A 7573-nucleotide genomic window follows, 5' to 3' on the forward strand; every position below is an offset into this window, starting at 1 on the left:
CGGATGTGACGTTCGGATGTGACGGCATGTCAATCCAGGCTCATGGCCGGTCAGTTGGCGAAGACCGTGACACTGTCCTCGGTGGCGTGGACCGGCTCCAGCTCCTCGGCCTCCTTCGTGAGCGCGTCGCGCCGTACGTAGACCACCGCCGCGCCCAGCAGCGCGGTGACCGCGGCGACCAAGAACGGGACGCGGATGTTGCTCCACCCCTCGATCTTCGGAGCGAAGTACGGCGCCGCCGCGGCCGCGAACCAGCGCACGAAGTTGTAGCCGGCGCTCGCCACCGGGCGCGGCGCGTCGGAGACCCCGAGGGCCAGCTCCGTGTAGACGGTGTTGTTCACGCCGATGAAGGCACCGGACAGGATCGTGCAGACGACGGCGGTGGTGTGGTCGCCGTAACCGAGGACGAGCACGTCGGCGGCGAGCAGTACCAGGGAGCCGCCCAGCACCTTCAGTGAGCCGAACCGCGCCTGCATGCGCGGCGCCACGATCACCGAGAAGACCGCGAGCAGCACGCCCCAGCAGAAGAACACCGCGCCGGATTTGTACGGCGTCATGTTCAGCACGAACGGGGTGAAGGCCAGCACGGTGAAGAACGTGTAGTTGTAGAAGAACGCGGAGGCCGCGACGGAGGCGAGGCCGCCGTGCCCGAGGGCGCGCAGCGGGTCGAGCGGTGAGGTCCTGCGCGCGGGCTTCGGCTGCTCCTTCAGGAACGCCGTGATGCACAGGAAGCCGATCGCCATCAGGAACGCGGTGCCGAAGAACGGGTAGCGCCAGCTGGCGTTGCCGAGCAGAGCTCCCAGCAGGGGTCCGCAGGCCATGCCGAGGCCCAGCGCGGACTCGTACAGCAGGATCGCCGCGGCGCTGCCGCCGGCCGCCGCGCCGACGATGACGGCGAGGGCGGTGGAGACGAACAGCGCGTTGCCGAGGCCCCAGCCGGCCCGGAATCCGACAAGTTCGCCGACCGATCCCGAGGTGCCGGCGAGTCCGGCGAAGACCACGACGAGCGCGAGGCCGAGCAGCAGGGTCCTGCGGCCGCCGATCCGGCTGGAGACGAACCCGGTCACCAGCATCGCGACGGCGGTGATCAGGAAGTACGAGGTGAAGAGCAGGGACACCTGGCCGGCCGTGGCGTCGAGGCCCCGGGCGATGGACGGCAGGATCGGGTCGACGAGCCCGATACCCATGAACGCGACGACGGACGCCCCGGCGGTCGCCCATACGGCCCTGGGCTGGCGCAGGATGCCGCCCGCGCCGGCGTCGAACGTGTCGCCGCCGGCGGGGCCTTCCGTGCTTTTGATCATGCCCGCTCCTCCACTGTGCACCAGCTGGATCGTTGCCTTATACACACAATAAGTTAGGTGCGCTAATTAATGCAAGATGCACGTAGTTTTTGACATGACAGGCACACGCCGGACGGGTGATCGTCCTTGACGCGACGAACGACGGAGAGGACCGTTGGGCCCTATGAGGGGCGAACCCAGTTGCCCGAAGTGTGGTGGCCGGGTCAGGGCTCCCGGCCTTTTTGCCGATTCCTGGCAGTGCGATGTGCACGGCACGGTGCATCCGCTGCAGCCCGTGATCCCGCCCAGCGTCGAGGCCCTCGGTGTGGTCGTGCACCGCGCCCGGGTACCGGTGTGGATGCCGTGGCCGCTCCCCGTCGGCTGGCTGTTCACCGGAGCGGCGTTCGCGGGGGACGACCGCAGCGGAGGCAGGGCCACCGCCATCGCCTGCTCGGGGCCCGGACCACTGGGCGGCATGGGAGAGCTGATCCTGGTCGCCGAGGAACTGGGCGTCGGCCTCGGCGCGCGGTACGCGGGCATGGACGGACCCGATCCCGGCCCGTACATGAGTGTCGAGAAACCGCCCCAGGCGAAGGTCCTCGCGGCGGGCCGGCCCACCCCGCTCTGGCATGTCTCCAGCTCCCCCGACGACCGTGCCGTCTTCGCGGGCGAGGCGCTCGGGCTGTGGCTGTGGGCCGTCGTCTGGCCCGAGCAGACCGGACTGCTGATGTACGACGAACTGGTCCTGACGGATCTGCGCGACGCGGGCGCCGAGGTGGACCTGCTGCCGTGCGGCGCGCTGTCGCCGCGCATCCTGGAGCCTTAGCGCTCCGCGGGGCCTTCCCCTGGTGGACCGGATGCCGGTTTCGGCCTGGTCGGTAGGGGGTGCTCGGCCGGTACGGGTGTGACAAGAGGGTCGCGGATTCCCGTTATCCTTGAGCGTCCCCGTCCGTTCCGTCACCGCCTGGAGTCCGCGTAGTGCGCATCGACCTGCACGCCCACTCCACCGCCTCCGACGGTACGGACACCCCGGCCGAGGTGGTGCGCAACGCTGCGGCCGCCGGTCTGGACGTCGTCGCGCTGACCGACCACGACACCACGCGCGGGTACGCCGAGGCGATCGCCGCACTGCCCGAGGGGCTCACCCTCGTCACCGGTGCCGAACTCTCCTGCCGGATCGACGGCATCAGCATGCACCTGCTGGCGTACCTCTTCGACGCCGAGGAGCCCGCACTGCTCGCCGAGCGCGAACTGGTGCGGGACGACCGGGTGCCGCGCGCCCAGGGCATGATCGCCAGGCTCCGGGAACTCGGCGTGCCGATCACCTGGGAACAGGTGGCGCGCATCGCCGGCGACGGATCGGTCGGGCGCCCGCACGTCGCCTCCGCGCTGGTCGAACTGGGCGTCGTCGACAGCGTCTCCGACGCCTTCACCGGGCAGTGGCTCGCCGACGGCGGTCGCGCCTACGTCCCCAAGCACGAGACGGACCCCTTCGAGGCGATCCGGCTGGTCAAGGGGGCCGGGGGCGTCGCCGTCCTCGCGCACCCGGCCGCGTCCAAGAGGGGCCGCACCGTGCCGGAGTCGGTGATCGCGGAGCTCGCCACCGCCGGGCTCGACGGCATCGAGGTCGACCACATGGACCACGAGCCGGCCACCCGGGCGCGGCTGCGCGGTCTGGCCTCCGAACTGGGGCTGCTGACCACGGGCTCGTCTGACTACCACGGCAGCCGCAAGACCTGTGTGCTCGGGGAGTTCACGACCGACCCCGAGGTCTACGGGGAGATCACCCGCCGCGCCACCGGGGCGTTCCCGGTACCGGGCGCGGGCGGAGCCTGAACCCCGGACGTTCCATGCGGGACCGGTTCCGTCAGGCCTGTGCCTCTGCCTCTTCGCATGACTCTCTTCGCGTGACTGCGGTTGCGGCCGCGCCCGTGCTTGCCGGTGCGGGTGCCGACGGGGCAGTGTCGTGAGGCCCGTGCGGGAGGCCCGTCCGTACCGGGTCGGTGTCGTAGGACGCCTGCCGGCCGCCGGGCGGCGCGCGCACTGAGGCTCGCGCCCGGTCCGGTCGGTTGTCCCGGTCGTCGCCGGGCCGGGGTCACGCGTTCCGGCCCTGCTCGGCCGGCCGTCGGACGGACTCGCGCCCGCAAGGGGCGTACATCCGGGGTGTACGTCCCGCCCCAGGCTCGGCCGGAACCGTGTTCACCGGCCCGTTCCCAGGCACCCGGCACCGCCGGTCGTGCCGCCCTGTTCCGCCTCGCGGAACGACTGCCCGAAGCGGTGGCCGGAAGACCCGCCCACCCTCTCCCACCACCTCGCAAGGCTTTCCTTCACCATGTTCGACGTCGCCGTCTTCGGCTCCCTGTTCGTCACCCTCTTCGTCATCATGGATCCCCCCGGGATCACCCCGATCTTCCTGGCGCTCACCGCCGGCCGCCCCGCCAGGGTGCAGCGGCGGATGGCCTTCCAGGCGGTCTGCGTCGCCGGTGGCGTCATCACCGTCTTCGGGCTCCTCGGGCACCAGATCCTGGACTACCTGCACGTCTCGGTACCCGCGTTGATGATCGCGGGCGGACTCCTGCTCCTGCTCATCGCCCTCGACCTGCTGACCGGCAAGACCGACGAGCCGAAGCAGACCAAGGACGTCAACGTCGCCCTCGTACCCCTGGGCATGCCGCTGCTCGCCGGGCCCGGCGCGATCGTGTCCGTGATCCTCGCTGTGCAGAAGGCCGACACCGTCGCCACTCAGGTCTCGCTGTGGAGCGCCATCCTCGCGATCCATGTCGTGCTGTGGGTCGTCATGCGCTACTCGTTGCTGATCATCCGCGTCATCAAGGACGGTGGCGTGGTGCTGGTGACCCGGCTCGCGGGCATGATGCTCTCCGCCATCGCGGTGCAGCAGATCATCAACGGCGTCACGCAGGTGATCCAGGGGAGCTGACGGCATTTCCCCGGGCGGTCCGGCGGAGCCCACCGCTTCGTCCGGACGCGCAGAGCCCCGCACGGCATCCTCGCCGTGCGGGGCTCTGAAGTCTGAGAAGCGTCTGCGGTCCGCCACGCGTTTCGGTCCTACGAGGTGCGTTCGGTGCGTCCTCGTACGGCGAAGCGGATGATCGTCGTGTTACGAAGCGGTTGTACCGGCCGGGCGGATCCACAGTCGCTGCCCGATGGCGGCGGCCTGCTGAACGATCCGGTTGACGGAGGCGGCGTCTACGACAGTGCTGTCCACGGGCGTGCCGTCGACATCGTCGAGTCGCATGATTTCGAAGCGCATGGGCTTCACCCTTCGTCTGGTCATCCTCCTGAGGAGAACTACTTGTGTGTGAAGAGCGAGGCACCTCTGCCTCGCTCTTATACGGATTCAACGGGATGCGTGTTACAAACATTCCCTACGCTAAGGAAATTTTTCGAGAACCTAATTACCGGCGGGTAGGCCGGGTGGCGGAGACTGAACGACGCCAGTTGTGTTCGCAGCGTGACCGTCGGGACAATGGCATTGATGAACGACGACCACGCGGCGCTCGCCGCCCGCATAGACCGTACGAACGAGCTGCTTCAGCGCATGCTCGCCGAGGTCGCGAAGACCCCCTCCACCCATGCGATCTTCGTCGACGCCGGATATCTGTACGCGGCCGCGGGACGGCTCGTCGCCGGCACGGAGGACCGCCGTTCGTTCGACCTGGACACCGAGGGCCTCATCGAGGCGCTCATCGACCGGGCCCGCACGATCTTCGCGGACAGCCGGCTGCTGCGCGTCTACTGGTACGACGGCGCGCGACGCCGTATCCACACCGCGGAACAGCAGTCAATCGCCGAACTCCCGGACGTGAAGGTCCGGTTGGGCAACCTGAACGCCAACAACCAGCAAAAGGGCGTCGATTCACTCATCAGGTCGGACCTGGAGTCCCTCGCCCGGCACCGCGCGATCAGTGACGCGGCGCTGCTCGGCGGCGACGAGGACCTCGTCTCCGCGGTCGAGGCGGCGCAGGGCTACGGCGCCCGGGTCCACCTCTGGGGCATCGAGGCGCCCGAGGGCCGCAACCAGGCCGAGCCGCTTCTCTGGGAGGTCGACAGCCAGCGCACGCTCGACCTCGACTTCTTCAAGCCGTATGTGGCCAGGCGGACCGCCCAGTCGTACGACCCGACGGCGGCGGCCCGGCCCACCCGGGAGGACGTGCGCTTCGTGGGCGCACAGATCGCCGCGAAGTGGCTGGCCGCCCGGGGCCGCGAATCCCTGGTGGAGCTGCTTCCCGGGCACCCCTACCTTCCCGGCTCGGTCGACCAGGACCTGCTGGTCGAGGCCGAGGGGCTGCTCCAGTACTCCCTGCGCGGACAGTCGGACCTGCGCCGCGCCCTGCGGGACGGCTTCTGGGAGCACTTGCAGGCGCAGTACTAGGCATGCAGGCGCGGGCCCAGTACTACCGCGCCCGCGCGGTCGTACTGGGCAGGGGCTGTCGTTCGGATCAGGTCGCGGAGTGCGGGCCGGTGCTGTCCCAGAATGCGGCCAGGGCGCGGGCCGTCTCCAGGGGCTGGTCGGCGTTCGGGGAGTGCTCCGCCCCCTCGACGACCGTGCGGTGCGCGTCCAGTCGTACGGCCATCGTGTCCAGCAGGGAGACCGGCCAGGTGTCGTCGCGCTCGCCGGATATGACGTGCTTCGGCAGGGGAACGGCGGCCAGTTCGGCGACGCGGTCGGGCTCGTCGCAGAGCTGGCGGCCCGTGGCGACGAGCTGGGCGGGACTGTTGCCGAGCCAGCGGCGGCGCAGGTCGGCGAGGTCGTCGAGCCCGGCGTCCAGCCCGCCCGTGTCCGTCTCCTCGGGCGGCTCCATCGCCCGGATCGCCTCCCACACCTCGGCCATGCTCATCACGGCCAGCGCGTCCCGCAACAGCTTGACGCGCTGCTGCTGAGGCGTGGAGATCTGGGCGGGGCCGGAGGCCATGAGCGTCAGTGAGACGAACGGCGACGGGTCGACCAGTACCGCGGCGCGGGCGATCTGGCCGCCGAGCGAGTGCCCCACGAGGTGGACGGGGGTGCCGACGGCGGCCGCCTGCGCGAGCACGTCCTGCGCCAACTCGCTCTGCGCGTAAGCCGATTCGTCGTCCCGCGGCCCGCCGCTCTCGAACTGTCCGCGCCCGTCAACGGCCAATGTCCGGTACCCCGCCGCGGCCAACGGCGCGTGCAGCGCGATGAAGTCCTCCTTGCTCCCGGTGAACCCCGGCAGCAGCAGGGCGGTCCCCCTGGGCCGACCGTCCGGCACGGCGTCGAGCACGGCGAACTCGCCGCGCGCGGTCGACAGCCGGTAGGCGCGGACACCGGCGGGCGGAACGAACGTGTAGGGCCTGCTCATGCGGAGGAGGCTATCGGGCGTCGGCGACGGACGCTCGGCGGGTGGGGCGGTCCGGGGCCGGTGCCGGGTGGGGTCCGCGGGCGGCCGGCCCCACGACCCTGCCGCGGAATTCGGCGACCGGTGACCGGGCGCCCCCGGCGGGGCGAGGCCGAACTCCCGGGCGCCGGAGTGGAAGGGCCGCCGGAGTGGAAAGGGCCGGCGGCCGGACAGCGACGGTCGGAAGCCCGGGAAAGCCAGGGCCGCGGGACCGGACCAGCAGGCTTGGGAGGCCGGACCGCCGGGGGCGGCTGACGGGGCCGGAAGGGGGGCGTGGCGGGACCGGCCGGCGGGGTCGGGCGACGAGCAGGCAGGAGTGCGAGGCGGACCGGCCGGGTGCGCGGCAGGACCGGCGTCAGGTGGGGGCGTGAGGCGGGTCCGGCGGCAGGTGGGGCGCGGCGGGACGTGCAGGTCCGGCCGCGGGTTCGTGGCGGGGGCAGGTGACGGGGCCGGTGGCGGTGCGAGGAGGGCGGAAACGCCGATGGCCCGGTCCCACCGGAAGGGGGGACCGGGCCATCGGAAGGGAGATCAGCTCTCCGTGGGCTCCGTGGGCTCCGTGGCGACAGCCTTGCGGGTGCGTCGACGCGTGGCGGGCTTCGCCTCGGTCTCGTCGGCGGCCTGGGCCGGGATGTCGGCGTCGGCGACGGCCTTGCGGGTCCGGCGGCGTACGGGCTTGGCGTCCGTCGGCTCGGCGGTCTCGGCGGTGTCCGTGACGGTGGTCGCGGCCTTGGCGCGGGTGCGCCGGGGCTTGGTCTCGGCGACCGTCTCGGCGACCTCGGTCGCGGCGGCCTCGACGGTGTCCAGGACGGCCTCCGCGGCCTTGCGGGTGCGTCGACGCGTGGCGGGCTTCGCCTCGGTCTCGTCGGCGGCCTGGGCCGGGATGTCGGCGTCGGCGACGGCCTTGCGGGTCCG

At 71.3% G+C, this 7573-nt stretch carries 7 protein-coding genes and 1 pseudogene; 4 read left to right on the plus strand and 4 right to left on the minus strand.

The features are described from left to right. Window positions 1-50 precede the first annotated feature (50 nt). Complete coding sequence (locus tag ACFYR3_RS21545) at window positions 51-1304, minus strand: MFS transporter (protein ID WP_356781179.1); 1254 nt, start codon at window positions 1302-1304, stop codon at window positions 51-53. Window positions 1305-1467: 163 nt separating this feature from the next. On the opposite strand from ACFYR3_RS21545, the gene ACFYR3_RS21550 reads away from it, so the two are divergent. The 3 genes from ACFYR3_RS21550 to ACFYR3_RS21560 all read left to right on the plus strand — a co-directional run bounded on the left by ACFYR3_RS21550 (window position 1468) and on the right by ACFYR3_RS21560 (window position 4221). Further along, complete coding sequence (locus tag ACFYR3_RS21550; protein WP_355844885.1) at window positions 1468-2109, plus strand: DUF6758 family protein; 642 nt, start codon at window positions 1468-1470, stop codon at window positions 2107-2109. A gap of 152 nt (window positions 2110-2261) precedes the next feature. Further along, entirely contained in the window at window positions 2262-3119 is an 858-nt protein-coding gene (locus ACFYR3_RS21555; protein WP_355844882.1) for a PHP domain-containing protein, read from the plus strand. 496 nt (window positions 3120-3615) lie between these two features. Next, window positions 3616-4221, plus strand: a complete 606-nt coding sequence (locus ACFYR3_RS21560; protein WP_355844879.1) for a MarC family protein — start codon at window positions 3616-3618, stop codon at window positions 4219-4221. Window positions 4222-4401: 180 nt separating this feature from the next. On the opposite strand, the gene ACFYR3_RS21565 is transcribed toward ACFYR3_RS21560, so the two are convergent. Next, a complete protein-coding gene (locus tag ACFYR3_RS21565; RefSeq protein WP_189920017.1) occupies window positions 4402-4554 on the minus strand; it encodes a hypothetical protein in 153 nt (50 codons plus the stop codon). Between the two features lie 225 nt (window positions 4555-4779). Here ACFYR3_RS21565 and ACFYR3_RS21570 point away from each other — a divergent pair, with 225 nt between their 5' ends. After that, on the plus strand, window positions 4780-5676 hold the full coding sequence (locus ACFYR3_RS21570; RefSeq protein ID WP_389284385.1) for an NYN domain-containing protein: 897 nt from the start codon (window positions 4780-4782) through the stop codon (window positions 5674-5676). A gap of 67 nt (window positions 5677-5743) precedes the next feature. On the opposite strand, the gene ACFYR3_RS21575 is transcribed toward ACFYR3_RS21570, so the two are convergent. Both ACFYR3_RS21575 and ACFYR3_RS21580 read right to left on the minus strand, forming a co-directional pair. After that, complete coding sequence (locus ACFYR3_RS21575; RefSeq protein WP_355844875.1) at window positions 5744-6625, minus strand: alpha/beta hydrolase; 882 nt, start codon at window positions 6623-6625, stop codon at window positions 5744-5746. Between the two features lie 564 nt (window positions 6626-7189). Beyond that, window positions 7190-7573 (minus strand): annotated as a pseudogene (locus ACFYR3_RS21580) (DEAD/DEAH box helicase); the annotation flags it as partial.

The organism is Streptomyces sp. NPDC005784, from assembly GCF_042871525.1.
Classification (GTDB): domain Bacteria; phylum Actinomycetota; class Actinomycetes; order Streptomycetales; family Streptomycetaceae; genus Streptomyces.

What these genes read in the sequence shown, in the direction of transcription:
- ACFYR3_RS21565 (WP_189920017.1), bottom strand. Translation starts at nt 4,554, where the DNA reads ATGCGCTTCGAAATCATGCGACTCGACGATGTCGACGGCACGCCCGTG.
- ACFYR3_RS21550 (WP_355844885.1), top strand. Translation starts at nt 1,468, where the DNA reads ATGAGGGGCGAACCCAGTTGCCCGAAGTGTGGTGGCCGGGTCAGGGCT.
- ACFYR3_RS21560 (WP_355844879.1), top strand. Translation starts at nt 3,616, where the DNA reads ATGTTCGACGTCGCCGTCTTCGGCTCCCTGTTCGTCACCCTCTTCGTC.
- ACFYR3_RS21570 (WP_389284385.1), top strand. Translation starts at nt 4,780, where the DNA reads ATGAACGACGACCACGCGGCGCTCGCCGCCCGCATAGACCGTACGAAC.
- ACFYR3_RS21545 (WP_356781179.1), bottom strand. Translation starts at nt 1,304, where the DNA reads ATGATCAAAAGCACGGAAGGCCCCGCCGGCGGCGACACGTTCGACGCC.
- ACFYR3_RS21575 (WP_355844875.1), bottom strand. Translation starts at nt 6,625, where the DNA reads ATGAGCAGGCCCTACACGTTCGTTCCGCCCGCCGGTGTCCGCGCCTAC.